The organism is Heyndrickxia shackletonii, from assembly GCF_001420715.1.
In the GTDB taxonomy this organism is placed as follows: domain Bacteria; phylum Bacillota; class Bacilli; order Bacillales; family Bacillaceae_C; genus Margalitia; species Margalitia shackletonii.
This window is the reverse complement of record NZ_LJJC01000019.1, coordinates 1-1,650: the sequence shown is the minus strand read 5'-3', so window position 1 is coordinate 1,650 and position 1,650 is coordinate 1. Positions and strand designations below refer to the sequence as shown.

Sequence of the window (1,650 nt, the reverse complement as noted above, 5' to 3'; positions counted from 1 at the left end):
CTTTTTAGCCCCCTTAATCATTTAGACACGATAATACCTTAGGTTTACACTTAATGTATAACATACAAAATGATTCATAGGGAGGTGAAGACCCATGCCTGGAAAGAAAATTGATGTAATTGAAGATGTAAAAAAGAAATATGTTCGGCTTGCGTTAGAAACGGGTAACCATTCTTCTATTGCCCGAAAGGCGGGAATATCAAGAGATACCTTTAGAAGGTGGATGAATGAATATAAAGATGAAATGCTTGATCTAATGGAAAATGAGGGTACAACCATATTATCTGATAACCCCACTAAAGGCGAACTACTAGAAAAGTATGAACAAGCGATGAAATTGCTTGGAGAAAAAGAACTGGAAGTTGCCATGTTAAAGAATTTAATAAAAAAAAACGAATCTCTATAAATTCAAAATTAGATGAAGTGAATCTTTGGGTTGCGGAAGGTTTTCCTGTAAAACAAACGATGAAGGCATTGGAGGTGAGTCGCTCTTTGTACTACTATCATCAGGATATTGAAACAAATGAAAAAATAGTAACGAAGCGAGGGCGTCCTAGTCCAGGTTATTCATTAAGAAAAGATGGATCTATGGTTTCCGACGAACAAATTGAAGAGCTTTTAATGGAAGGCATAGAAGGAGAAGAAGGAATCTATGGTTATCGTAAGTTAACCAATTATTTAAGGGTGGAACATAATCTAGTGATTAACTTTAAAAAAGTGTACCGATTATGTGATAAGTTAGGCATTCTACTGCCAAAGCGCAACGTTTCTCCTTCCTATCCAAGACGACTAGCTAAGCAGCACTCAATTACCGGACCCAACCAATTATGGCAAGTAGATATTAAATATGGTTCGATAGAAGACAGTGGCCGGTTCTTTTTTCTGGCAAGTGCCATAGATGTATTCGACCGTTGTATTGTAGGTTATTATCGAGGATCAACATGTAAAGCCGAGAACATTAATACAATGCTTCAAGAAGCCATTATACGGCGTCAGGTTCATTTGCCACAAGATGAAAAGGAATATAGTATCATTATTCGAACCGATAATGGTCCACAATTTGTAAGTAAAGACTTTGGGGAATTTTGTGAACTCCATAAAATTTATCATGAACGTATTCCCCCAAAATCACCCAATTTAAATGCGTATATAGAATCATTTCACAGTATCATCGAACGGGAGTGTTACCAACGGTACACCTTTGAGTGTTTTGATGAAGCGTATTACCGAATAGATGAGTATATGGAATTTTATAATCACCGAAGATATCATGGGAGTCTTCATTATCTTTCCCCTACTCAGTTCCATAAGAAATTTAACGAGGTAGGTAGTATGGAAGAAATGGTTATTAATTTGTAGTGAGAATAGGATGAGAGGAAATTGGCCCCTTATTTGGTATAAAAGCAGAACGAATTAGGAGCACGACTTGATATGGAGCAGCGCATGATAACCTAGTTGGTGAATACAGCTTCTTAAGAGGCTGGGTTCCTGGATAGAGAATCATGCGCGAAGAGGCTCCATGTCAAGTCGATATGATACTATCACAAAATTAGCGAAGACAGAGGGGGCAATTTCCATCTTAAACAAAAAAATAAAATACTGCGAAAAAGAAAGATAATAGGAGTATGTGTCTAAAATAAGGGGGCCAAC

The 1,650-nt window shown here is 37.1% G+C and carries 2 protein-coding genes; both read left to right on the top strand.

The window, feature by feature from the left end; all coding sequences use genetic code 11:
* The first annotated feature begins 94 nt into the window (after nucleotides 1-94).
* The gene (locus AN964_RS25205) at nucleotides 95-406 is read left to right on the top strand and encodes a helix-turn-helix domain-containing protein (protein WP_055741498.1); all 312 of its coding nucleotides are present in this window, start codon (nucleotides 95-97) and stop codon (nucleotides 404-406) included.
* A gap of 74 nt (nucleotides 407-480) precedes the next feature.
* Nucleotides 481-1,359 carry an IS3 family transposase gene (locus AN964_RS25200; RefSeq protein WP_244885895.1) on the top strand — a complete coding sequence of 293 codons (879 nt, stop codon included), beginning with the start codon at nucleotides 481-483 and terminating at the stop codon, nucleotides 1,357-1,359.
* Nucleotides 1,360-1,650 lie beyond the last annotated feature (291 nt).